Source organism: Sphingobacterium sp. Lzh-3 (assembly GCF_046764375.1).
Classification (GTDB): Bacteria; Bacteroidota; Bacteroidia; order Sphingobacteriales; family Sphingobacteriaceae; genus Sphingobacterium.
Genome location: NZ_CP177226.1, coordinates 4111526 through 4134438, shown reverse-complemented (window position 1 = coordinate 4134438; position 22913 = coordinate 4111526). Strand labels below are relative to the sequence as shown.

Below are 22913 nucleotides of genomic sequence, written 5' to 3'. Positions count from 1 at the left end.
GGAATATTTTTTAGATTTGCATTAATTTAGAATTAATTTAAATAAAGTAGCTATTCTATTTTAAACATGGGCTTCTCTGTATGCAGAAATTGCTGTACAAAATCGAATTCGGAAAGCTTCCATGTTCTTAAAATATACGCATTTACATTTATATTCTGATGAAACCAGCACGAAATATTTCGACCCAAGTTATCGTATGACTGAAGCTCAATTTGCCGAATAATTGAGTAGGAAATGAATAGGCCATGTTACTTCATCACCTTCAAAAGACAAAAAAAAGGATGAAAAAGACACTTTTAGCAGCTTTATTATTTGCTGCAACTTATGCACAGGCGCAAACAAATTCGTTAATGAACGGCGAGTTTTGGAAAGGTAAACCTACCTTAACAATTGTTAAAGAAGAAATCAGCAAAGGAAATAGTCCTTCTCAGCCTAATGCGGCATCCTTTGATCCAGTCACCATGGCGATATTAAATGGCGCTCCGACGGATGTTGTCAAGTTTATGATCGAACAAGAAGGGAATAGTGTAACGAAGAAGACCCATCACAGCCGTAGTTATTTACATTGGGCAGCGTCAAGTGGAAATGCAGAGCTTGTCGAGTTTTTAATTGCAAAAGGATCGGATGTCAATTACCAAGATAGCCATGGTTACCCAATTATTGCTTATGCAGCTTCGACAGGAAATACAAATACTGCCGTATATGATGCTTTGTTTAAAGCTGGTGTGAATCCCAAACAAAAATATGAAGGTGGTGCTACATTAATGATGCTCGCAGCGTCTACAGACAAAGACCTTGCATTGACGGATTATTTCATTAAAAAAGGATTATCTATTCAAGATAAAGACGAGTCGGGCCGCACGGTGACGGATTATGCGGCTAAACTTGGAAATACTGAGCTCATGGAGAAATTCATCGCCCGTGGCGTAAAACCAACCAATAATGCGTTATTTTTTGCGACTCAGGGTTCCAGACAAGCATCGAATGGTTTGCCGGTTTATACCTATTTGGTTGAAAAGTTCAAATTGGATCCCAAGGCTGTAAATAAAGAAGGAGCGACAGTGCTACATGCTTTAGTTCGCAGACCAGATATGGCCGTGATCAATTATTTTTTGGATAAAGGTGTAGATGTCGCAAAAGCGGACAACGAAGGAAATACAGCGCTTATGGTGGCTGCTAGTGGTAAGGATGCTAAATTGGTCGAGCTGCTGCTTACTAAAGCGAAGAACGTAAATGCCGTAAATGAAAAAGGCGAATCTGCATTGACCAAGGCTGTGGCGAATGGAGCTCCCGAAATCGTGGCATTGTTGATTAAAGATGGAGCCGATATCAAGCTATTGGATAAGGAAGGTAATAACTTGGCTTTTTACTGGTTTAATTCCTACAAAGAATTGCCTCAGGGCGGCAGACCCAGTGGACAGGGTAATGCTTCACAGGGAGATGAGTTTAAAGAAAAATTAGCGATCCTTAAGACGAATGGATTGGACGTTGTAGCTCCGCAAAAAAATGGTAGTACATTGTATCATTTGGCCGTAGCGAAAGAGAATGTGAAACTTATCCAGAAAGCCAGCGAACTTGGAGCAGATATTAATGCACAGGATAAAGAGGGAACGACGGCACTACATAAGGCAGCTCTCATAGCGAAAGACGATTCCTTGCTAAAAACATTGGTTTCCCTTGGTGCAAAAAAGGAATTGAAAACAGAATTCGATGAAACAGCTTATGATTTGGCGAAAGAAAACGATTTCTTGTCTAAATCCAATGTGCAGCTTGACTTTTTGAAATAAAATTAGATACAACTGAAGATGAATAACATAGTTAAAACAACGATAGCCACCCTTTTATTTTCGATGGCAGCCCTAAGCTCTTTCGCACAGGCAGCTAAATATAAGTGTATGATCCAAATGAATGCCTATGAAGGTGAGAAAGCCTACGTGGTGATTTCACTGATTAATCCGAGTGGAGCTTACGAAAAAACACTCGCCGTATTGGGATCTGATAAACAATGGTATAATACGATTAAGGAATGGTACAAGTTCCAAAATAAAACCAAAGAAAAGCTAAATGCGGTGACGGGTGCTTCAGTTGGTGGCGGTGACCGTGCCATGCGGACCTTGGATCTTGATGAAACGAAGTTTAACAAAGGGTATAAACTCCGTTTTGAATCCGCAGTAGAGGAACAAAAATACCATACTGCTGATGTTGAAATTCCGTTGACAAAGGAAGCTATCACTGAAAAAGCGAATGGCAAGGGATATATCAAACTTGTTAAGTTAAATAAAGTACAATAAGAAAAGGGGTAAAAATGCTGGTATCTATTTGGAGGTATGCACATTTAGCCTTAGCTATTGTTTCTTCTATCTTTTTACTTTTATTATCGATAACTGGCGTAATATTGGCCATTGACGCCGTCAACGAAAAAATTCCGCCTTATCGGGTTGAACATATTGAAACGTTAAACCTTGCGCAGTCAGTAACAGCTTTGCGCAAGGTTTATCCTGAAATCATAGCGATCTCGGTAGATCACAATCAATTTGTGAGCATTGATGCCATAGACGCTGATGGCAACACCGTGAAAGGCTATATCGATCCGAATACGGGGCGTCTGCTTGGTCCCCAATTGAATAAGTCCCAATTTGTTCAATGGGTGACAGCTTTACACCGCTCACTCTTTCTTAAAGTGACCGGTCGGGTGGTTATTGGTGTGGTTTCATTTCTGTTGTTTCTTATTACTATTTCTGGAATTATTCTGATTGTTAAGCGCCAACAGGGCGTTCGACATTTCTTTGCTAAAATCAACCGGGACTTTTTCGCACAGTATTTTCATGTTGTTTCAGGACGTCTATTTTTAATACCAATTTTGATATTGGCCCTAACAGGTACCTATTTATTTCTGGTGCGTATTGAAATCTTAAAAAAGCCGAACCAAACAATTGAATATCCCAATAAGATGGAGGAAGATATCCAATTGGAGGTGGCAAAATTTTCAATATTCCAAAATACAAAACTTGTCGATTTGAAGACGTTGGAGTTTCCGTTTATGGAAGACGATCCTGATGAGTTTTTTATATTGAAGCTTCGCGATCGGGAATTGACCATAAATCAGTTGAATGGAAGCTTGCATAAAGAAGTAAAGTATCCCTTTACTGCATTGGCCGAACAGTTTTCTTTGGACCTCCATACGGGCAAGACCAATATCATATGGGCCATTATATTGGGGCTCGCATCGTTGAATATTGTATTCTTTATTTACACGGGTTTTGCAATCACATTCAAGCGCACGCGTACTAAAATCAAGAATAAATATAAACCTGAAGAAGCAGAGATTGTTATTCTTTTCGGAACGGAAAATGGAAGCACGCTGTTTTTCGCCAATCAGATCCATAAACAGTTCTTAGCGGATGGGCAAAAATCGTTGCTGCTCGGAATGAATCAATATCAATGCTTTCCAAAGGCAAAACACTTGCTTGTGTTTACCTCAACATACGGGCTAGGAACAGCACCATCCAATGCACTTCAATTTGAACATAAGCTCAACAGCCATCCACAAGAACAAGACGTACAATTTTCGGTGCTGGGCTTTGGTTCAAAAGCCTATCCCGACTTTTGTGCCTATGCGCGCAAAATTGATCTTTTATTAGAAAAACAAGCCTGGGCTTCTCGACTAACAGATTTACACACAGTTAATGATAAGTATGTAGATGAGCTTATTTCATGGATTCATCAATGGTCTGCTCAGACCAATATTGCATTAGCTTCTGCACCGGCTATTTATAGTGCTAAAGTCGTCGGATTGACGAAATTTAAGGTGATAGCGAAGTCTACTGTTTCTGCGAGTAACATGACCTTTACTTTAGTCCTGAAACCTTTAAGTAAAATTAAAATGCAATCGGGCGATTTATTGGCAATCTATCCTGCGCAAGATCAACGTGAACGTTTTTATTCGATAGGTTACAAAGACGGTATGGTTCAGCTTGTGGTGAAATTGTTCCCGAATGGATTTGGCTCGAGCTTCCTGTATCGATTGGAACCGAATCAAACCCTGCAGGCACGAGTCATGGTTAATCCAAGTTTTCATTTCCCGAAAGCCGCAAATGCAGTTGCTTTAATTGCGAATGGTACGGGGGTAGCACCTTTTCTAGGCATGATTTCAGCGAATGAAAGTATGACTCCTTTGCGTCTGTATGCTGGTTTTCGCCATCGAAATGAAATGACAGCACACTATATAGATTTTGCTGATGAGCAGATAAAGCTGGGACATCTGAAACAGCTTGAACTGGCTTTTTCACGCGAGGAAAATGCACAATATGTCATGGATTTGATTCGTCGGGATGCGCTATATTTTGTCGAATTGCTTGATAAAGGAGGTTATATATTGCTTTGTGGTGCGTTGCGTATGCAGCATGACGTTGAACATACTTTAAATGAGCTACTTTTGGAACATGTCGGCAAAACTATTGTAGTCTACAAAGAAAATGGACAGATCTTAACCGATTGTTATTAGTAAATTGGTGACGTAATAGCATATCGCATCGATAAGACTGCTTTTGGTACGCATCGACTTTTTAATCCCTTTTTCAGATCAATCTCATGAAGAACAATAAACAATGTGGCCTGCTTTTAATACTCTGCTTTGTATCCATTACTTCAGGGATTGCGCAGGTCTTGGTAAAGCGGCAGGTTACCCTTATGGGCTCTGTTTTCGAAATTAGCTTGGTAGATCGGGATAGCTCGATTACAAATCAGCATATCGATGAAGTCATCTCCGAAATAGATCGCATAGAAAACCTGATTTCAGAATGGCGTCCGCAAACCCAAATCGCAGCGGTGAACCGCAATGCCGGAATTAAGCCAGTTCAGGTGGATAGAGAAGTGTTTGATCTAACACAACGTGCAATCCAATATGCTCAAAATTCAGGTGGTGCTTTTGATATCAGTATTGTTGCCTTAGATAAAGTTTGGCTATTTGATGGCAGCATGACCACGATGCCCTCGGAAGAACTGATTAAGAGGTCTGTCGAGAAAGTTGGTTATCAACACATTCGCCTCGATAGTGCGGCTTCGACAATTTTTCTGGAGTTACCGGGTATGAAGATCGGTTTCGGTTCTATTGGGAAGGGGTATGCAGCAGATAGGGGCAGGGAAATAATGAAAGCAAAAGGGATTGAAGCAGGTATAGTGAATGCTTCTGGTGATCTGTCGGCTTGGGGAAGACCACCCCAGAACGATGCATGGAAAGTGGGCGTAAACAATCCGTTCAAACCCCATCGAATGGTCAAAGTTCTTCGTTTGAATGAAATGGCCGTAGCAACATCGGGCAGCTATGAGAAATATGCGGAGATCAATGGAAAACGTTATTCACATATTATAAATCCGGTGACAGGATATCCAGCTACGGGATTAACTTCAGTGACGATTTATGGACCCTCAGCGGAAATCGCAAATGCACTCAGTACCTCCATCATGGTATTGGGCGAGAAAGAAGGAAAAAAATTGATTCAGCGTTTTCCAGCATACCATTATATTTTTATTACCGATAAAGGTAAGGTCATTCAGCAACGCCGGAAGTCTTAAACCATGGAACTACTTTTTTATGTTGCATAAAGTGTATAGAAAGCATAGCCTATTAGCTGATTATCTAGTATATTTATGCAGACAAAGTGTATACGAAAGAAGACGAAAAGGAATGTGTCATGTTGTTCATGCGGTGGAAGTCAGCAAGAAAGTAGATCCATGAAAATAATTTAAAGTAAAAGTTCGACTAGTTCGTCTATGCTGCTATGGACATTGCATACCAAAATCATATGGCAGAAAAAAATTCCAGATCATTTACGGATATCGTTAAGACTTATGGAAGTCAACTGCTACGTTTTGTTAAGGGAAAAGTAAAGAAAACGGAGGATGCAGAAGATATCTTACAGGAGGTCTGGTATCAATTTAGCCGTTTGACCAATATGGACGAACTGGAGAATGCGGGCGCATGGCTCTATGCTGTCACACGGAATAAGATTACCGATAGCTATCGGAAAAAGAAAAATGAATCACTTGACGATATGATAGCAGGTGATGATGATAGTGAAAGTACTTTTCCTGTTCGTCAGTTCCTTTTAGCCGACGACTCCAACAATCCCGAGCTAAAATTATTTAAGGATATTTTTTGGGATGAGCTGATGAAAGCATTGGAGGAATTGCCGGACAAGCAACGTCGGGTGTTTGTGCTGAATGAGCTGGAAGAGAAAACACTTCAGGAAATTGCTGTTATGGAAAATGAGAACCTCAAGACAATTATCAGTCGAAAAGGGTATGCCGTGAAGCACCTGCGGGTACGGTTGCGAAGTTTGTATGAAGAATTAAAATTTTAAAAGGATTAAGCTATGAATGGAAGAATGAATAGACAGCGGAAGGGTAAATTCGCTTTTATGTTTGTCGCTATTATCATTGGTGTTTTTTTGTTGGTAGCCTTACTACAATATTTATGGAATACATTAATGGTTGATATTTTCAATTTAAAAACAATTACCTATTGGCAGGCATTGGGACTCTTTGTTTTGTCAAGAATTCTATTCGGTAGGGGTTTTGGTAAACCTGGAGGGGGGAGATTTCGAAAAGGTTTTCCACGTCAGATGGATAAAGGAGAAGATCTTTCCGATGAGGAAAGGGAGCGTTTGCGGGAAGAATGGAAGCGTCGTTTTGGAGGACGATGTGGATTCTAAAAAAAGAATAAAAATTTTAAAGTAAAAACTGTTGTTGGGCGTCTTCTTCTATAAAGGCGCCTTTTTTTATGTCGGTATCCTGATGCTAAGGAAATAGCAGAACGCGATGTTCTGTCAGCATGGATATTGGACAGCATAATAATTAATTACAAAATATGAATGGTCATGGTAAAATGTCGTTTTCAATCAGATGAAAATGCAGGAGGCCAGCAACCATTTTACAAAAAAAATGTATTCAAATGAAAAATAAACTTCGATTTATATTGCCACGCCTGATCGTGCTTACGGCAATAGCGGGATTAGCAACCTTGATTATTGGGACGATCTTTAAACTCTTATTGTTTGGGACAGTTCTCTTCGGAATAGGAAGCTTCGCAGCAGCAAGAATGCGTAGGAGAGATAGACAAGCATTCAAAATGGATAGAACTCCGGTATATCCGAATGTTCACCGTCATTACAACACTGTGGTCGCTATCGTACCATTACAAGGGCAAAAACGTGCTCGGAAAGCAACGATTGTTCCTGTTTATTAAGGTTAAAAAATTGCAAAGACGAAGCTTTCGTCATGCATTAGTTCAACGAATTATTCAATATTAAAAATTAAAGACATGTTTAAAAGAGATCATTATACCAGAGGATATTCAAATCATAACAAATTTTGCGGACAACATTTTAAAGACCGTTTTGAAAAATTTCAACAACATTTTTTTGAAGGTGAAGCTGCACACAGTGGTGGCAGTCAGCAATCTGTTCCTGTAAATATTGTAGAGAATCAAGAATTCTATGAAGTACAGCTTTTTGCTGCTGGCCGTAAGAAGGAACAATTCCAAGTCAGTATAAATGACGGAATACTAAAAATTTCATGTACAGAGAATGCTCAGGACAATGCCATAGATTATATTTATAGAGAGTACGATGGAATGGCATTTGAACGTGAATTCCAATTAAATGAACAGGTGCTTACAGATAATGTGCATGCGAGCTTCGAGGATGGGGTATTGACCGTCATTCTTCCAAAAGATCTTGAAAAAGTAATACGGCCACAAGAAGTCATCATTGATTAACAAGGGAAGTAAACGCAAGTCAGGATAAGATCTGAAAACAAAGAGGGCAGCATGGAAATTTGCTGTCCTTTTTTGTTTTATACTGAAAGATCAAATGAAACCGGCGCATACGGTATAAGCATAATCTCTTTATTGCGATAAAGTTTTAATTCTTTTAATATAGGAAGAGCTGTTTCATTAGATTCAATGGTTTGGCAGCTATTAAGTTCTTTTAAGTTTTTTATGTAGTTGTTCTTTGCCAAATCGCCAGAAGAAGTAAAACAAGCCAATAACAACGATTATAGCCATAAAAGGCACAAATATGGCGAGTATGGTTAATATCGTGGAACCGATGGTTTCCATTGTCGAAATCATAAAATTACCAAAACCGGCCGTTCCGATCGAAGAGGCGGCCCGGGTGCCTGCCAGGGCCGTACTAATGGTTGCTGCAGTACCGCCACCGGCGATTATGGCCATGGCCCAGCGGAAAAAAGGAGAAATATCTGTAAACTGTATAGCGAAAAGTAAAGTACCCGCTATGGTTGCTAAGGGGATGGATAGGCTGTCCAATATATTGTCTATAAAAGGGATGTAATACCCCGCTATTTCCAAAATCATGGCTATGCTTGTCGCCGCTAAAACAAGCGGTGAACCTGCCCAGGCTAATTCATTGCCAACTTGGAACAGTTCCAGCCGACAGCCGAGACTCAATAAAAATAAGGGCATGAAAATTCGGAAGCCAGTGGCTGCCGCCAAGCTTAAGCCTATAAAAGCACTCACCAAAAATGTAGAAAGTTCACTCATGGCCAATATTTTTTGATACAACCTAATTGTAGAATAATAAAAGAATGGCTTTTGTTTTAGCAATGCTAAAAATCCGTGTTTTCTGAAGTCTCGCTAAAAGATGATTTTCAATTTTTTATATACCTTCTGGTTCTTTGTATAGATTTTGATTATAGTGTATCGAATGATTCGATGTACAAGTGGGGGCGCATTTGTGTAATTTTATGAAAGTGGAAGTCAAACAATTTGATCACTTAAGATATTATATAACTAAACTTTCTTTTCATATGGACAACAACGAAAAAGACATTAGCAAATGCCCATTTCACAATGGTACGATGCGCAACGCCGTTGCGGGTGGGGGAACTCAGAATCAGGATTGGTGGCCAAATAGACTTCGTGTAGATCTGTTGAGACAACATGCGAGCAAGTCAAATCCGATGGACGAAGGCTTTGATTATGCAGAAGCATTTAAGCAGTTGGATTTAGAAGCCGTAAAAAAAGATTTGCATGCATTGATGACCGATTCACAGGATTGGTGGCCGGCAGATTTTGGTCATTATGGACCATTATTCATCCGGATGGCTTGGCATAGTGCGGGTACCTATCGGGTAAGTGATGGTCGGGGCGGAGCTGGGTCTGGTCAGCAACGTTTTGCACCCTTGAATAGCTGGCCTGATAATGTGAGTTTAGATAAAGCGCGTCGCCTGTTGTGGCCTATCAAACAAAAATATGGTAAAAATATCTCCTGGGCAGATTTATTGATCTTAACCGGTAATGTCGCTTTGGAGTCTATGGGCTTCAAAACTTTTGGTTATTCCGGTGGTCGGGTGGATGCTTTTGAACCAGAATTGGACGTATATTGGGGCTCTGAAACAACATGGTTAGGCGGTGATATTCGTTATGCACATGGTTCAGAAGGTGTAGTTGAAGCACATGGTGTTTTATCAGCCGATGATAATGCAGATGGTAAGCAACACTCCCGCAATCTTGAAAAACCGTTGGCTGCGGTACAGATGGGGTTAATTTATGTTAATCCAGAAGGACCGGATGGAAATCCTGATCCTATCGCCGCTGCAAAAGATATACGCGATACTTTTGGTCGGATGGCTATGAATGATGAGGAAACTGTCGCTTTGATTGCAGGTGGGCATACTTTTGGAAAAACACACGGAGCCGGACCTGCCGACAATGTCGGAAAAGAGCCTGAAGCTGCCGGTATAGAACAACAAGGGTTAGGTTGGAAAAGTACTTACGGCAGTGGAGTAGGCGCAGATGCGATTACTAGCGGATTGGAGGTTATCTGGACTCAAAAACCAACGGAATGGACCAACCTCTTTTTTAAGAATCTGTTTGAGCATGAATGGGAATTGACTAAAAGCCCGGCAGGAGCACACCAATGGGTCGCCAAAGGAGCCGATTCGAATGTTCCAGATCCTTTTGATCCCAATAAAAAGCGCAGGCCAACGATGCTGACGACCGATTTATCGTTGCGTTTTGATCCAATCTATGAAAAGATCGCGCGTAAATTTTACGAAGATCAAGATGCGTTTGCTGACGCATTTTCTCGCGCATGGTTTAAATTAACACACCGTGATTTGGGGCCAAGAGAGCGTTATTTGGGGCCCGAAGTTCCTGCTGAGGAATTATTGTGGCAAGATCCTATTCCGGCTGTCGATCATGTTTTGGTCGATGCGGATGACATTAGTATATTGAAATCCGCCCTATTGAACGCGGGACTTAGCACTGCCGAGCTCGTAACGACAGCTTGGGCGTCAGCGTCTACTTTCCGTGGCTCGGATATGAGAGGTGGTGCAAATGGTGCTAGAATTCGTCTGGCTCCGCAGCGGTATTGGCAAGTCAATAATCCGGCGCAACTGCAAAAAGTTCTTACCGCGCTGGAGCAAATTCAGCAGGATTTTAATGGAAAACAACAGGGCGGAAAGAAAATCTCATTGGCAGACTTAATTGTCTTGGGCGGTGTAGCCGCGATAGAGCAGGCAGCTCATGCAGCAGGTCATGATACCAAAGTACCGTTTCATCCTGGCCGTATGGATGCGACACAGGAACAGACTGATGTAGAATCAATGGGTTATCTTGAGCCAATTGCGGATGGATTTAGAAACTATCGCAAAGGCGCTTATACCGTGTCTACGGAATCGTTATTGATTGATAGGGCGCAGCTACTGACTTTATCTGTTCCTGAATTGACTGTCCTTATTGGCGGGATGCGTGTTCTTCAAGCCAATTTTGATGGTTCTCAACTAGGCGTAATGACTGACCGACCTGGCCAACTGACCAATGACTTTTTTGTTAATCTATTGGATATGGGAACAGCTTGGAAAGCAATCTCTCCGGATCGGGAAGTTTTTGAAGGATCAGATCGTAAAACTGGTATTAAAAAATGGGAAGCCGGAAGAGCAGACCTTGTTTTTGGTTCGAATGCTGAATTAAGAGCCGTTGCCGAAATATATGGCAGTGCCGATGCAAACGAAAAATTTGTACAAGATTTTGTGAAAGCATGGAATAAAGTGATGGAGTTGGATCGCTTCGATTTGCATCGCTAATCAATAAAAATTAAGCCTTTCAAGAAGCCAGTCTCACATCGAGGCTGGCTTTTTATGATTTTGCTAGATGAGAAATATCTTGTATTTAGCTGCGATAAAAAATACCCAATTTTTGCCTCTAATATCATTTTAATCTCACTTTAACCAAATTTTAATTTAATATATATAGAATTATGGAATTTTCTTTGGGTGTTTCCTATTTTGTGAAATAAAATTCAAGATTTGTGCTACTTTTTCTTCTTTGATCGGTAGTAACTTTGTATTGGTTTCAAAGGAATCTTTGCAACTTTGTTAGGTTAAAGCTATGTGGAAGCACTTTATTTTTCTGTTTGCAGCACTGTTATTATCATTTAAAATTTTAAATGCAAACAGTCTTGTACTGAAAAGTGATAGTTTTAAATCCTCGTATTTATCTTCAAAAAGTCCTTCAGAATACGCGGGCGATTCAAGCATAACCCATTTTCCAAAAGATCATAGCCACTTTTGTTCACTCTACCCATCGCTTCAATCCATTGTTGCGGAAATGGACGTGGAAGTAGCACAAGATTGGTTAATGGACCGTTGGTTGGTTACTGTTGATTTGCTTTGGCACGAACTACTGCCATCCCCATTGCAGAAAGACTATCGGTATGAACATACCCTAGATCTAGAGCCTATTCCCATAGCTCGATTTTTGCTGTTTGAGCAAATCAAAATTCCATGCTAAAGCGTAAGCTTTTCTTCACATTAGATAGGCAAAGAAAGCTGCCATTTCTTTTCTAAATTTATTTATTTCTTAAAATATACCAATGCACGAGCTAAGTATAGTAAAGGATATTTTTGATACGCTGACCTCGCATTATGAGGCTAGGGTAGATGATATTCAAAAAATTCAGGTTACAGCAGGATTGTTATCCAATGTCCAGCCTGTGTTGATCCAAAATGCATTTGATGCTTTTATTGCTGAAAATACGCAATACCAAGATATGGAAATGGAGGTCGTTGTAAACGATATCATTGCATATTGTGAACATTGTCAGAAAAATTTCCCTGTTCATTTTCATCGATTTGTCTGTGACTGCGGACAACCCTCCAGCACAATTGTTCAGGGAAATGAACTCTATATTTCAAAAGTAATTTTTAAACAAGACTAAAAATCGTTTATCATGTCAGACAATACTCCAAATCCTAAAAGTTTAGGTAACCGTGTAGGTTCGGTTCAATGTGAAAATACAACACTACATTTATTAAAAGCAAATGATTTCGTTGCAAAAGCCATCCGTGATAGACTGAAAGATGTCTGTGTGATCAATGTATGCTCTTCCCCGGGTTCGGGCAAAACAACCTTGATGCAAGAAACCGGTAAACGTTTGTCGAAGGATTTGAATATTGCTGTTTTAGTGGGCGATCCGGAAACTGAACGCGATGCGGTACGTATGCGCGATGTGGGCATCAATGCCTTGCAGATTGTCACTGGAGGAATGTGTCATATTGAGGCACAAATGATCTTACAAGCCCTGGATCATATCGATATTGAAGGAATAGATCTGTTGTTTATCGAGAACGTCGGTAACTTGTTGTGTCCATCCGCATTTGATTTGGGTGAAGATTACCGCGTAACCTTATTGGCGACAACAGAAGGGGATGATAAACCAAAAAAATACCCGCGCATGTTTTTAACAAGCGAATTGATGTTGGTTTCCAAAGCGGATTTATTACCATATGTACCTTTCTCGGTAGATGCGGTAACGAAAGATGCGCGCGAGGTAAACCCCAATCTGGAAGTTATTACCATCAGTACATTAAATAGTGACGGCCTTGATACTTGGTGTGATTGGTTGAAAGAAAAAGTTCAGGCAAAAAAAGATCAATATAAAGCGCTTGAAGTAAAATAATGAACAACAGATAAAATGGATAGGATAATAATGATCCATGTTTTATTGTTATCCTGTTCAATGTTGTCGCAATAGTGCTGTTTTCTGAGGAAGGAAATAGCACTGAAAACAAAGCCAAAAAGTGCTGTTTACCTGTGATGAAGATAAGTTTACAAAAATGAATAAGCTGCCCATACCAATAGATAAAATTGTCGCAAACAAGGAGTTTGCCCTTAGTGAGGTCGATCAAGTACATCTTGAGTGGTATGAAGTCCATAAAAGACGCCTGACGCGCAATACAATAAACGGAAAAGCAATCCTTATGCAATTGGAACAAGGAGCGGAATGGCACCATGGAGATGGTTTATTTCATCAGGAGACGCTACTAGCGATCTTGGTTGTCAAGCCTTCGTTGACGATAAGATTTAATCCAACGGATTTGGTTCAGCTTGCAGATTTCGGTTATTTCATCGGAAACAGACATCTGCCGATATTCAACGTCACAGATGCTGAATCGCTTCGTCTTCCTTACGATGGACGGCTTTATGAACAGGTTCTAGCAAAATATGGAACGTCGATTCAGTTGGAGGAAGCCTTGCTGTTATCCGAAGATTTGATTCGTTTGCAGGCGAAAAATAAGAAGAATCCAGATTTAAAGAGAATAGACGGGCATATCAGTTTGGGTGAACAAGTTCGAAAAGATAATTAAATGAAAGTGAATCGAATTATAGTTGTATTGCTTTTGGTATGCTGTGGTATATGGAGTGCCTGCCAAAATCGGCAATCCGGCACGCTCAACAGTCAAGTGAAAGCAGTCGATAGCAGAGGAAAGGAAGTTGTGTTGGCGCATGTGGCAAAGCGTGTGGTTGTACTATTCCCTTCGCTTGTTGATGAAGTGTATATGTTGAGGGCTGAAAATAGTCTAGTCGGTATCCCTGAGCAGGTTTATCAGCTCGAAGATACCTATAACTTTTTATCCAAATTGGATCAAAGAATTGCAAAAAAAGAACTGGCAACGCCTACCTTCGCAGGCCAGGCAAATAATGTGGAAAGCATAGTGGGCTTGAATCCTGATCTTGTTTTGACGTTCAATACCGATCAGGATAATATTTCTCAATTAGAAGATCTTGGAATTCCCGTGTTTACTTTTTCTTCCCAGGATGAAAAAAGTATTTTTAATGAACTGATAGGGATGGGAGCCTTACTCGGAAAGCAAGCGCGAGCGGAAGAAATTGTTCAATTTGTTTCGGCGGAGATCAAAAAAATGACTGCTCCCAAAGATCAAATACAGAAGAAGGTTTATTATGCCTGGTCTAAAGGTAGAGTACTTTCGACATCCGGTCGTGGTAGTTTGATTGATATGGCAATCCGGCTTTCGGGCGCAGCGAATGCCTGCCCGTTGGAAATGGAAGCCCCAAATGTCGGCGCCGAAACGATTTATAAATGGAATCCGGACCTCATTATTCTTTGGAATTCTAAATTGGCAGACGTATATAATCTGAAGGAACTCGCGGCATTACCTGCAGTGAAAAATAAACAAGTATTTGTGATGTCACCGTCCTTCCCATTCGATCCACATACCGTCAAATTTATGCTTTTTGCCAAACAGATTAGGCATTGGTGTTTTTCGGATTATACGAAACAGCAGCTTGATCAGGATATGACCATAGCTTTTGAAAAACTATACGGTAAAGCAGGACTACTTCCATGATACATCAATTAAAAAAGCTGTTTCTGCTAGTTGTTTTACCATCGTTGGTTTTAATGCTTTCCTTACTTGTAGGATCGAGTCAGAACATTGGTTTTGTCGAGCTCTGTCAGCGCATCGGATTGGAAGTGGGGATTTATATCGGCGACCATAATGCTGTATTGAAAGATAACATGGATACGATATTGTGGCAGGTACGTTTACCACGGATTCTGTTGACCTTTATGGTCGGAGCTGCTTTAGCGTCTTCCGGCGGAATTTTACAGGCCATTTTTAGGAATCCAATCGTTGATCCCTTTACGCTAGGTATTTCTTCGGGATCTGCTTTTGGGGCTGCCTTGGCCATGTTGTTCCCTTTATTGTCCGTCAATCTATCGGCATTTCTGTTCGGTGTATGTGCTGTAGGTTTGACCTATTTTGTTTCAAATGCGGGCTTAAAAACCTCCATTGTTGGGATGGTATTAGCTGGAATGGTTATTTCCGGGGTATTTACAGCCATGTTAACCCTGTTACAATACATGAGTGATCCCTATAAATTACAAGCGATTGTGCAATGGACAATGGGGAACCTACATACAGCATCATGGTCGAAAGTACAGCAAGCGTTCCTGCCGATCACAATAGGATTGGGTATCCTGATCCTTTTGCGCTGGAAGCTGAATCTTCTCGCACTTGGTGATCGAGAAGCCATTGCTGTTGGCGTTAACCCGAAAATATTGAAATTGGTCTTCATTGCTGTAGCAACACTAATTACAGCCTCTGCCGTGGCAGCTGTAGGCGTAATTAGTTTATTTGGATTAATTGTACCACATATCAGCCGCATGATCTTTGGACCCAATAACAATATTATTGTGTGGGCAAATATCAGTATCGGGGGGACTTTCCTGCTACTTATCGATGATTTTTCGAGGGCTGTTATGCCATTTGAAATTCCGATCGGTGTTTTTACAATGATTATTGGTGCTCCCTTGTTTATTTATCTGATGCGCCGTAACGAAATCAACTGGAATTCATGAGTAATTCGATTCATATCAAAAAACTTTCTTTTGCCTATGGTAAGGATATCATTTTAAATGATGTAAACATGTCATTTCCGGAAGGAAAGCTTTCTTTTATTCTTGGTCGAAATGGAAGTGGTAAATCGACTCTGTTCAATATCATTGCCGGGCTGGAAAAAAAATATAATGGATCAGTTCTTATCGGTGAAACGGAACGTCGCGATTGGAAGGTTGGTCGGGCCAATGCATTGAAATTGGGTTTTCTCAACCAGTTCCATCAGACCACATTTCCTTTTAGCGTTGTTGATGTTATTCTGACGGGACGAGCCTCATTTTCTCGTTTTTCACCAAGTAAGGAAGACTTTGAGGCCGTTGAACAGATCTTGGATCGATTTAACCTCACACATTTAAAGAACAAACCCTATACCTCTTTGTCTGGAGGAGAGCGACAATTGGTATTACTTTGTCGCGTGTTGGTACAACAGCCTGATTTATTATTGCTTGATGAACCCACCAATCATTTGGATCTGAACTATCAGATTGCGGTTCTGCAGACAGCCAAGGAGCTGGTCAAAGAGGGGACAACCGTGTTATGTGTGATGCACGACCCCAACATGGCGTACCTTTTTGGTGATCAGTTTTATCTGATGAAGGACAATAGGCTTGTGGATCTGCACGGTCTGGAGCAGGAGCAAGTTCGGGAATTATTGGAACAGACCTATCAACTCCCTTTGATCAGTTTGGAAAATCAAAAGAAATGGATGTTTGTTCCGATGCTGGGTGGAGGTGCGACGTTTGAGCCTAGCGTGAGTGCAGTGCATAGTCCTGAAACCAAAATTGAAATGAATACGCCATGACGAAGCTCCCTAAATAGGTGCCTTTAGGAAAAATCATGGTTTGTACCTGAGATGCTCAGTTTACTGTGCAAATATTTTAAAAATAGTTATAACGATATGAATACCATCAAAGACAACGGCAATATATTGATTAATAATCAACTGGTAAGCAAACGATGTTTTCCCACGCAACCCCATTTGAAAAATATCAGCATATCTCGTGTTGAAGAGAAGGATATTGATGTCGTACTACCTTATGTCATCGAATTTCGAAAACAGTTGTTCCCGATGTTGGATGCACATAAACTTCCCAAAGATCTACTGGCATTTTCAGCCGTGTATCTTGAGGCTGAAGCTGGTGCATTCCTGCAGGCAAAAGATCAGCAGGGTAAACTGATTGGCGTCGTTGGTATGTCTGCTTATGACTACCGTTTCCCGCATTTGGATATTGATAGAAGGAAAACGGTGGAAGTAGCCCGTCTTTTTGTAGACCCGATTTATCGTAGGTCAGGTTTAGGAACGGCCTTATTCAAGGGTTTGGTCGCTGTAGCTAAAGAGAAAAGTATTGAACGGCTTTATTTACATACCCACCCATTCCTGACTGGAGCCTATGAGTTTTGGGGAAAACAAGGATTTCAATTGAAAGACTTTTGCAATGAATCGAATTTTCCAACCATACACATGGAATTATTCGTTGATCGTATGGCTTAGGTCTAAAAATAGATCAGCCAAAAGAATATATAATTTATTTGAATGAAAAACAATGTGATGAAAGCGCTCGCTTTCGCTTTATTGACAAGTGCTTCCGTACCGGGAGCGGTATATGCACAACAAGGTGTAGCATTATTTGGAAAAATTCAGGACGAAAACGGTAATCCCATCTCAGGGGTCACATTAACCCTGGCAGATCGACAACAACAGACAAGTTCTAATGCTCAGGGGGAATTTAGTTTTACCGGAATAACTTCTTTTCCTGTACAGTTACGTGCAGCTGCAATCGGGTATAAGCCTGTATTGCTGGATTTGAACACGGCCAACTGGAATGCAAAAAAGGGCGTTCGATTGCTTATGGTAGCCGGTGATAATACCTTGGATGAAGTATTGGTTACGGGTAGACGCAACAATTCCTATCTGACAAATAATATGGAGCTGGGGGGTAAATTTGCAGGAAAATTAAAGGATCTACCGCAATCTGTCGCTGTACTCAGTAAGGAATTCATCGAAGATAAACAGGCTTTTACTACTGGAGCGCTGGTGCAGGACCTGGCTGGTGTGACAGAAGCATCTTCCTATGATGATGTTGTTATCCGTGGTTTCAAAAGCGGCTACGAAACGGGGGTACGGCTTGTCAATGGTTTACGCTCAGGGTATGGTTATGGCAATAGTTATTATAATTCACCATTAACGATCAATCTCGAAAATATCGAGGTTTTGAAAGGGCCTGGAGCTTCGCTGTTCGGTGATATCGTACCCGGCGGCACAATTAATATGACAACAAAGAAGCCTCTGGAAGATTTTAAAGGGCATGTGAATTTTGCCGGCGGTAGTTTTGAAACAATGCGAACTACTGTGGATCTCGGTGGACCATTGGATAGTGCCAAGCGTATTTTATATCGTTTTAATGCGGGTTATGAAGATACCAAGACTTTTCGTGACGTAAATCGTCAGAAACGAATGATGATTGCTCCTTCCTTCACCTTCAAACCAGCTGAAGGCACGGTGGTCGATATTGATATGGTCTATAATCAGTTCAACGGTTATCTTGATCGGGGAATGGGGATTAAAGAAAATAACTTTTATGCTTTGCCAAGATCATTTACGTTGAGCCAACCTTCTGATTTTTATAATTCCAAGACTTTTTCATTAAGCGCTCGTTTGTCTCAGCGTCTGGCAGAACATGTTAGTTTGAATCTGAGCTACATGAAATCCATCTATCAGGAAGATGTCAATGAACACCGGACAATGAACACGTTTGCTGATGCTCCACATAATACCATTATGAATATGCGCTTTTTTGACCGCCATGGGCGTGATTATACCGATAATGTTGTCGGTTACGTCAAGTGGGATCTTTTGGGCGATAGAGTTGATCATCATTTGGTTGCCGGGATTGATTTTGCCCAATATCGGGGCGACAAAGAAAACCAATTGCGGGAGGCTAGGCAGCAAACTATAGATGGTAAAGTTGTTCCTTTGACTTTTGATTTGAACAATCCCACTTATACGACTCATGATCTGACGAATTATGTCTGGCGTACGGGAGTCGCTTATCCTTTTTTGAGCCCATATAAAACCACGGGTAAATATATACAGGATCAAATCAGCATTGACGACCGATTGAAACTTATTCTAGGGCTACGTCATGAACACTATTCTTCGGAAACACTTGATGGACAAAATCGTTTTCATGCCACACAAAATGCCTTATTACCTCGTTTTGGTGTAACCTATGGAATTAATAAACAGATTAACTATTTTGCAAGTTATTCACAGGGCTTTGTACCTGTAGGTGCCAATTTTATTCAGAACTATAAAGATTATGGTGCCGATAAACCCTTTGATGCCGAGCGGAGTTTCCAGGTGGAAACCGGGGTGAAGACGGGTTTCTTCAAGGAACAATTGCAAGTTGATCTCTCCTTATTCCGGATTGAACGACGGAATATGCTCATTGCCACAGGGGCTATCAATGATTCAGGGCTGCCGGAGTATAGACAATCTGGCAAAGCGCTATCGCAGGGTGTTGAACTCGATGTGCGTGGGCAGTTGACACGGGAGTTCCAGGTTATGGCCAATTATACCTATAATGATACGGAGGTGAAATCATCTTCGGTTCCTTCTGAAATAGGACAGTCCCTGCCGGGAGCACCCAAAAATATGGCGAGTGCCTGGTTAAAATATGTGTTTTCAAATAGTGCCTTAAAAGGCTTAGGTTTTGGTGCCGGTGTTTATTATGTAGACCGTAAGCGGATGGACAACAGCATCGGAAAGGACAGCGATGGAAATGCACTCTGGGGACAATGGCCATCGTATACAACTGTTAATGCAGCGGCCTATTACCACATTGGTGCGATGAAAATGGCCGTAAACCTGAACAATGTATTCGATAAATATTACTTTTTAGGTGGTTTTGACTACACGAGAGCTTTTGCTGGTGCGCCGAGAAATATCATGGTATCAGTTGGTTACTCTTTTTAAGTTTGAAATATTGATCTAAAATCTCCAAAGCGGGCTTTTTCAACAAATTTGGACTATTTAATTCAAGATTTGTGCTAGTCAAGTAGCCCGCTTTGGTTGTAAATTTGAACAACAAATAATAGAATTGTGAACACAAGAATGCGGTATAGTATGGTTTTTTTAGTTTTCCTTTTGAGCACCCTGCTCATGAAAGGAATAGCTATACCGACGCATTCTACTGTCCAAAGTTTACCCGTTTTCCGGATAAGTCTGGCGGCTTTCCATGCTCAAGTAGAAAAAGGTTCGGAAAATTCCGAGCGGGAAAATTTGGTCGCTGCGGTTAAAGATCGTGATGTCTATGATATCACCGAACAGATGGACCTCAAAGATGAATGGAGCAAGCTGCTCTATTGGGGAGTGCTTTCAATTTGTCTTTTTGTATTCTGCTATCCTGTACGTCTCAAAATTCAGAATAACAGAAGGCCTTATATGGATCGATTGATCCTGCCGCCAAAATATATTCTTTTCCAAAGTTTAAAGATCCCGTTTCTGGGGTAAAAATTTCCATTTCTTACAACGGTTGAGAAGCGACAGACCTTGCGCTGCGTAGGGGTATAATCTGTCCTATTCATCACGATTTTGAACGATTTTTTAAAGTCGTATGTCCTTGTCGTGACCTGTACTCACCGTGACTTGTTTTCATTCGAATAACAACAATTTAAATAATATTTATATGCATTTATTACCTAGAGAGACAGAGAAGCTATTGCTTCATCTTGCCGGCGAACTAGCGAAAAAACGTAAAGCTAGAGGACTTAAATTAAACTATCCGGAGTCTATTGCATTGATCAGTAGTGAACTTTTGGAAGCTGCCCGTGACGGACGTACTGTTGCGGATTTAATGCAATATGGTGCAACGTTGTTGACACGTGAAGATGTCATGGAAGGCGTGCCTGAAATGATTCATGATGTACAGATTGAAGCTACATTTCCAGATGGTACAAAACTGGTTACTGTTCATAACCCGATTCGCTAATTGTTAAAAATATAATCTATGATCCCAGGAGAATTTTTTATTGGAGATGGCCACGTCATCTGTAATGAAGGTAGAGAAGTTACTAAAATCGAAGTTACCAATACGGGTGACAGACCAATTCAGGTAGGCTCACATTTTCACTTTTTCGAAGTGAATAAAATGATGGAATTTGATCGTGAAAAGGCTTTTGGTAAACGTTTGAACATTATTGCCAGCACAGCAGTACGGTTTGAGCCCGGTGAGACAAAAGAGATTGAGCTGGTACCGTATGCAGGTGGCCGAAATATCTATGGACACAATGATTTGGTGAACGGTAATACCGAAACTGAGGTTGCGAAAGCAAATGCAATGAAAAAAGTAAAAGAACAAGGCTTTAAAAATAAAGTATCATGAGTTTGAAAGTTAATAAAATCAATTATAGCGCCATTTTTGGCCCTACAACAGGAGATAAAGTTCGTTTAGGAGACACCGATATCATTATTGAAGTAGAGAAAGACTATGCTCATTATGGTGATGAAGCGAAATTTGGCGGTGGTAAAACGGTACGTGATGGTATGTGTCAGTCTTCTATTCAAAAACGTGATGAGGGAACATTGGACCTGGTTATCACCGGTGCCATTGTGATTGACCATTGGGGAATAGTAAAAGGTGATATCGGTATCAAAGATGGTAAGATTGTCGGTGTAGGACGTGCAGGGAATCCCGATACCATGGACAATATTACGCCAAATATGATTATTGGTGCCTCTACCGAGGTACATGGGGGTGCTGGATATATTGTTACACCGGGAGGTATCGATACACACATTCATTATATCAGCCCTACACAGATCGAGACCGCTTTGTATAGTGGTGTAACGACGATGATAGGTGGTGGAACTGGCCCTGCAGATGGAACAAATGCAACTACGGTAACTCCAGGTAAATGGAATATACGCCGTATGTTACAAGCGGTAGAAGACCTTCCAATGAACTTTGGTTTCTTTGGAAAAGGTAATGTGGGTACCGAGCAACCAATTGTAGAGCAAATCGAAGCGGGAGCTTTGGGGGTAAAAATTCACGAGGATTGGGGAGCGACTCCGGCAACAATAGATCGTGCACTTACAGTTGCAGATAAATACGATGTGCAGGTGGCCATCCACACGGATACACTGAATGAAGCGGGCTTCTTGGAAGATACCATTCAAGCAATTAACGGACGTGTCATCCACACATTCCACACGGAAGGTGCTGGTGGTGGCCATGCTCCGGATATCATCAAATCTGCGATGTATCCAAACGTTTTACCAGCATCGACAAATCCAACACGCCCATTCACTAAAAATACCATTGATGAGCACTTGGATATGCTGATGGTTTGTCACCACTTGAGTAAAGAAATTCCTGAAGACGTCGCTTTTGCTGATTCTCGTATCCGTCCCGAAACGATTGCCGCTGAGGATGTACTACAAGATCGCGGTGTATTTAGTATCATGAGCTCGGATTCGCAGGCAATGGGTCGCGTAGGTGAGGTCATCACACGTACTTGGCAGACCGCAGACAAGATGAAGAAACAGGTAGGTCCGTTGCCTGAAGATGAAGGTAAGCAAAACGATAATTTCCGTGCACGTCGCTATGTAGCGAAATATACCATCAACCCAGCAATTGCCCACGGTATTTCGAAATACGTCGGTTCAATTGAGCCCGGTAAAATTGCAGATATGGTGATCTGGCGTCCAGATCTATTCGGTGCAAAACCAGAAATTATTGTGAAAGGAGGAATGATCATCGCGGCTAAAATGGGGGATGCTAACGCTTCTATTCCTACACCGCAGCCTATTATCCTTAGAACGATGTTTGCCGGATTAGGCAAGGCTGTGCACCGTACCTGCTTTAACTTTGTCTCTAAAGTGGCATTTGAAAAAGGCATTAAGGATGAGTATCGTTTGGAACGCTCGTTGTTACCTGTGGAAAACTGTCGAAATATCTCCAAAAAAGATATGGTCCTCAACGATGCTACACCTGAAATTATTGTCAATCCAGAAAATTATGAAGTAAGTCTTGACGGTGAGATCTTGCGGTCAAAACCTGTTGATACCGTTTCGTTGGGACAACGTTACTTCTTGTTTTAACCCTATACTACTTTTTTATGGCGTGATCTGATATCACGCCATAAACTATGAAAAACAATATGTTGATGAAATCATCATGGGCTTATCGAAA

At 41.0% G+C, this 22913-nt stretch carries 22 protein-coding genes and 1 pseudogene; 22 read left to right on the top strand and 1 reads right to left on the bottom strand.

What is annotated here, in order from left to right:
* Nucleotides 1-281 precede the first annotated feature (281 nt).
* From ACLCDV_RS17640 to ACLCDV_RS17605, 8 genes are all read left to right on the top strand, one after another.
* Entirely contained in the window at nucleotides 282-1787 is a 1506-nt protein-coding gene (locus ACLCDV_RS17640; protein ID WP_411971778.1) for an ankyrin repeat domain-containing protein, read from the top strand.
* Between the two features lie 18 nt (nucleotides 1788-1805).
* A complete protein-coding gene (locus ACLCDV_RS17635) occupies nucleotides 1806-2291 on the top strand; it encodes a DUF2271 domain-containing protein (RefSeq protein ID WP_333574695.1) in 486 nt (161 codons plus the stop codon).
* A gap of 14 nt (nucleotides 2292-2305) precedes the next feature.
* A complete protein-coding gene (locus ACLCDV_RS17630; RefSeq protein WP_411971777.1) occupies nucleotides 2306-4504 on the top strand; it encodes a PepSY domain-containing protein in 2199 nt (732 codons plus the stop codon).
* A gap of 86 nt (nucleotides 4505-4590) precedes the next feature.
* Nucleotides 4591-5574 (top strand): FAD:protein FMN transferase, encoded by a 984-nt coding sequence (locus ACLCDV_RS17625; RefSeq protein ID WP_411971776.1) that lies wholly within the window; start codon nucleotides 4591-4593, stop codon nucleotides 5572-5574.
* A 230-nt stretch (nucleotides 5575-5804) separates the two neighbouring features.
* A complete protein-coding gene (locus ACLCDV_RS17620; protein WP_317665359.1) occupies nucleotides 5805-6362 on the top strand; it encodes an RNA polymerase sigma factor in 558 nt (185 codons plus the stop codon).
* 12 nt (nucleotides 6363-6374) lie between these two features.
* On the top strand, nucleotides 6375-6713 hold the full coding sequence (locus tag ACLCDV_RS17615) for a hypothetical protein (RefSeq protein ID WP_317665361.1): 339 nt from the start codon (nucleotides 6375-6377) through the stop codon (nucleotides 6711-6713).
* Nucleotides 6714-6952: 239 nt separating this feature from the next.
* Nucleotides 6953-7246, top strand: coding sequence for a hypothetical protein (locus tag ACLCDV_RS17610; protein ID WP_159727676.1), 294 nt, complete (start codon nucleotides 6953-6955; stop codon nucleotides 7244-7246).
* A 75-nt stretch (nucleotides 7247-7321) separates the two neighbouring features.
* A complete protein-coding gene (locus tag ACLCDV_RS17605) occupies nucleotides 7322-7777 on the top strand; it encodes an Hsp20/alpha crystallin family protein (protein ID WP_411971775.1) in 456 nt (151 codons plus the stop codon).
* Between the two features lie 201 nt (nucleotides 7778-7978).
* On the opposite strand, the gene ACLCDV_RS17600 is transcribed toward ACLCDV_RS17605, so the two are convergent.
* Nucleotides 7979-8560: a DUF4126 domain-containing protein gene (locus tag ACLCDV_RS17600; protein ID WP_411971774.1), complete on the bottom strand. Its 582-nt coding sequence runs from the start codon at nucleotides 8558-8560 to the stop codon at nucleotides 7979-7981.
* A 266-nt stretch (nucleotides 8561-8826) separates the two neighbouring features.
* Here ACLCDV_RS17600 and katG point away from each other — a divergent pair, with 266 nt between their 5' ends.
* From katG to ureC, 14 genes and pseudogenes are all read left to right on the top strand, one after another.
* Nucleotides 8827-11106: a catalase/peroxidase HPI gene (gene katG / locus ACLCDV_RS17595; protein WP_411971773.1), complete on the top strand. Its 2280-nt coding sequence runs from the start codon at nucleotides 8827-8829 to the stop codon at nucleotides 11104-11106.
* A 304-nt stretch (nucleotides 11107-11410) separates the two neighbouring features.
* Complete coding sequence (locus tag ACLCDV_RS17590; RefSeq protein ID WP_411971772.1) at nucleotides 11411-11812, top strand: hypothetical protein; 402 nt, start codon at nucleotides 11411-11413, stop codon at nucleotides 11810-11812.
* Between the two features lie 82 nt (nucleotides 11813-11894).
* A complete protein-coding gene (locus tag ACLCDV_RS17585) occupies nucleotides 11895-12239 on the top strand; it encodes a hydrogenase maturation nickel metallochaperone HypA (protein ID WP_088162260.1) in 345 nt (114 codons plus the stop codon).
* A 12-nt stretch (nucleotides 12240-12251) separates the two neighbouring features.
* Complete coding sequence (hypB, locus tag ACLCDV_RS17580; protein WP_411971771.1) at nucleotides 12252-12980, top strand: hydrogenase nickel incorporation protein HypB; 729 nt, start codon at nucleotides 12252-12254, stop codon at nucleotides 12978-12980.
* A 157-nt stretch (nucleotides 12981-13137) separates the two neighbouring features.
* Entirely contained in the window at nucleotides 13138-13668 is a 531-nt protein-coding gene (locus ACLCDV_RS17575) for a hypothetical protein (RefSeq protein WP_411971770.1), read from the top strand.
* Complete coding sequence (locus ACLCDV_RS17570; RefSeq protein ID WP_411971769.1) at nucleotides 13669-14670, top strand: ABC transporter substrate-binding protein; 1002 nt, start codon at nucleotides 13669-13671, stop codon at nucleotides 14668-14670.
* Nucleotides 14667-15683 (top strand): FecCD family ABC transporter permease, encoded by a 1017-nt coding sequence (locus ACLCDV_RS17565; protein ID WP_411971768.1) that lies wholly within the window; start codon nucleotides 14667-14669, stop codon nucleotides 15681-15683. The genes ACLCDV_RS17570 and ACLCDV_RS17565 overlap by 4 nt, the downstream gene beginning before the upstream one ends.
* The gene (locus ACLCDV_RS17560; protein ID WP_411971767.1) at nucleotides 15680-16522 is read left to right on the top strand and encodes an ABC transporter ATP-binding protein; all 843 of its coding nucleotides are present in this window, start codon (nucleotides 15680-15682) and stop codon (nucleotides 16520-16522) included. Before ACLCDV_RS17565 ends, ACLCDV_RS17560 begins: the two co-directional genes overlap by 4 nt.
* Before the next feature lie 96 nt (nucleotides 16523-16618).
* The gene (locus ACLCDV_RS17555) at nucleotides 16619-17212 is read left to right on the top strand and encodes a GNAT family N-acetyltransferase (RefSeq protein WP_343567925.1); all 594 of its coding nucleotides are present in this window, start codon (nucleotides 16619-16621) and stop codon (nucleotides 17210-17212) included.
* A 42-nt stretch (nucleotides 17213-17254) separates the two neighbouring features.
* Nucleotides 17255-19696: a TonB-dependent receptor gene (locus ACLCDV_RS17550; RefSeq protein ID WP_317665387.1), complete on the top strand. Its 2442-nt coding sequence runs from the start codon at nucleotides 17255-17257 to the stop codon at nucleotides 19694-19696.
* Nucleotides 19697-19882: 186 nt separating this feature from the next.
* Entirely contained in the window at nucleotides 19883-20233 is a 351-nt protein-coding gene (locus ACLCDV_RS17545; RefSeq protein WP_317665389.1) for a hypothetical protein, read from the top strand.
* 175 nt (nucleotides 20234-20408) lie between these two features.
* The gene (ureA, locus tag ACLCDV_RS17540; protein ID WP_075993440.1) at nucleotides 20409-20711 is read left to right on the top strand and encodes an urease subunit gamma; all 303 of its coding nucleotides are present in this window, start codon (nucleotides 20409-20411) and stop codon (nucleotides 20709-20711) included.
* An 18-nt stretch (nucleotides 20712-20729) separates the two neighbouring features.
* Nucleotides 20730-21035 (top strand): annotated as a pseudogene (ureB, locus tag ACLCDV_RS17535) (urease subunit beta); the annotation flags it as partial.
* A gap of 65 nt (nucleotides 21036-21100) precedes the next feature.
* Nucleotides 21101-22822 carry an urease subunit alpha gene (gene ureC / locus ACLCDV_RS17530; RefSeq protein WP_317665395.1) on the top strand — a complete coding sequence of 574 codons (1722 nt, stop codon included), beginning with the start codon at nucleotides 21101-21103 and terminating at the stop codon, nucleotides 22820-22822.
* The last annotated feature ends 91 nt before the right edge of the window (nucleotides 22823-22913 follow it).

Bases quoted from the DNA above. Each gene is read 5' to 3' on its own strand.
- ACLCDV_RS17640 (WP_411971778.1), top strand. From the start codon at position 282: ATGAAAAAGACACTTTTAGCAGCTTTATTATTTGCTGCAACTTATGCA.
- ACLCDV_RS17635 (WP_333574695.1), top strand. From the start codon at position 1,806: ATGAATAACATAGTTAAAACAACGATAGCCACCCTTTTATTTTCGATG.
- ACLCDV_RS17630 (WP_411971777.1), top strand. From the start codon at position 2,306: ATGCTGGTATCTATTTGGAGGTATGCACATTTAGCCTTAGCTATTGTT.
- ACLCDV_RS17625 (WP_411971776.1), top strand. From the start codon at position 4,591: ATGAAGAACAATAAACAATGTGGCCTGCTTTTAATACTCTGCTTTGTA.
- ACLCDV_RS17620 (WP_317665359.1), top strand. From the start codon at position 5,805: ATGGCAGAAAAAAATTCCAGATCATTTACGGATATCGTTAAGACTTAT.
- ACLCDV_RS17615 (WP_317665361.1), top strand. From the start codon at position 6,375: ATGAATGGAAGAATGAATAGACAGCGGAAGGGTAAATTCGCTTTTATG.
- ACLCDV_RS17610 (WP_159727676.1), top strand. From the start codon at position 6,953: ATGAAAAATAAACTTCGATTTATATTGCCACGCCTGATCGTGCTTACG.
- ACLCDV_RS17605 (WP_411971775.1), top strand. From the start codon at position 7,322: ATGTTTAAAAGAGATCATTATACCAGAGGATATTCAAATCATAACAAA.
- ACLCDV_RS17600 (WP_411971774.1), bottom strand. From the start codon at position 8,560: ATGAGTGAACTTTCTACATTTTTGGTGAGTGCTTTTATAGGCTTAAGC.
- katG (WP_411971773.1), top strand. From the start codon at position 8,827: ATGGACAACAACGAAAAAGACATTAGCAAATGCCCATTTCACAATGGT.
- ACLCDV_RS17590 (WP_411971772.1), top strand. From the start codon at position 11,411: ATGTGGAAGCACTTTATTTTTCTGTTTGCAGCACTGTTATTATCATTT.
- ACLCDV_RS17585 (WP_088162260.1), top strand. From the start codon at position 11,895: ATGCACGAGCTAAGTATAGTAAAGGATATTTTTGATACGCTGACCTCG.
- hypB (WP_411971771.1), top strand. From the start codon at position 12,252: ATGTCAGACAATACTCCAAATCCTAAAAGTTTAGGTAACCGTGTAGGT.
- ACLCDV_RS17575 (WP_411971770.1), top strand. From the start codon at position 13,138: ATGAATAAGCTGCCCATACCAATAGATAAAATTGTCGCAAACAAGGAG.
- ACLCDV_RS17570 (WP_411971769.1), top strand. From the start codon at position 13,669: ATGAAAGTGAATCGAATTATAGTTGTATTGCTTTTGGTATGCTGTGGT.
- ACLCDV_RS17565 (WP_411971768.1), top strand. From the start codon at position 14,667: ATGATACATCAATTAAAAAAGCTGTTTCTGCTAGTTGTTTTACCATCG.
- ACLCDV_RS17560 (WP_411971767.1), top strand. From the start codon at position 15,680: ATGAGTAATTCGATTCATATCAAAAAACTTTCTTTTGCCTATGGTAAG.
- ACLCDV_RS17555 (WP_343567925.1), top strand. From the start codon at position 16,619: ATGAATACCATCAAAGACAACGGCAATATATTGATTAATAATCAACTG.
- ACLCDV_RS17550 (WP_317665387.1), top strand. From the start codon at position 17,255: ATGAAAAACAATGTGATGAAAGCGCTCGCTTTCGCTTTATTGACAAGT.
- ACLCDV_RS17545 (WP_317665389.1), top strand. From the start codon at position 19,883: ATGAAAGGAATAGCTATACCGACGCATTCTACTGTCCAAAGTTTACCC.
- ureA (WP_075993440.1), top strand. From the start codon at position 20,409: ATGCATTTATTACCTAGAGAGACAGAGAAGCTATTGCTTCATCTTGCC.
- ureC (WP_317665395.1), top strand. From the start codon at position 21,101: ATGAGTTTGAAAGTTAATAAAATCAATTATAGCGCCATTTTTGGCCCT.